The sequence below is a fragment of the Burkholderia sp. Tr-20355 genome (assembly GCF_017104685.1).
Lineage (GTDB): Bacteria > Pseudomonadota > Gammaproteobacteria > Burkholderiales > Burkholderiaceae > Burkholderia > Burkholderia seminalis.
Genome location: NZ_JAAGPK010000400.1, coordinates 1 through 608 on the forward strand (window position 1 = coordinate 1; position 608 = coordinate 608).

At 72.2% G+C, this 608-nt stretch carries 1 protein-coding gene; it reads left to right on the top strand.

What is annotated here, in order from left to right:
- On the top strand, positions 1 to 548 hold a 548-nt coding region (locus G3N62_RS35610; protein ID WP_206141565.1), incomplete at its 5' end, for a TolC family protein.
- Between the last annotated feature and the right edge of the window lie 60 nt (positions 549 to 608).

A 608-nucleotide genomic window follows, 5' to 3' on the forward strand; every position in this document is an offset into this window, starting at 1 on the left:
CCCGCAACGTCGCGGCCGCCCGCGCGGATTTCCTGCCCGACGTCAGTCTCACCGCGCTGATCGGGCTCGCGACGCGCGGCGGCGCATCGCTGTTCCAGGCCGCCTCGCGCACCTACAACGTCAACCCGGCCGTGAGCCTGCCGATCTTCGACGGCGGCGAACGGCGCGGTGTGCTGCGCAAGCGCGACGCGCAATACGACCTCGCGGTCGCCGGCTACAACAAGACGCTGATCGGCGCGATCGGCGAGGTGGCGGACGATCTGCACCGGCTGCGTTCGCTCGCCCAGCAGGCCGATGCGCAGCAACGTGCGTTCGACTCCGCCGCCGATGCATGGCGGCTCGCGGACGCGCGCTACCGGGCCGGCGTCGGCAGCTATCTCGATGCGCTCGTCGTGCGCCAGCAGCTGCTGATCGCGAGCCGCGAGGTCGCCGCGCTGCGCGCCCAGCGCGCGGACCAGTCGCTGCAGCTCGTCGCGGCGCTCGGCGGCGGCTTCCGCGCCGAGCCGGACGACGTCGCGCTCGCCGCCACTCCTTCCCACCGTCCTTGACATCGAACCATGAGCAGCGACAATACCTTGCAGACTCCCGCGCGACCGGCAGTCGCCGAT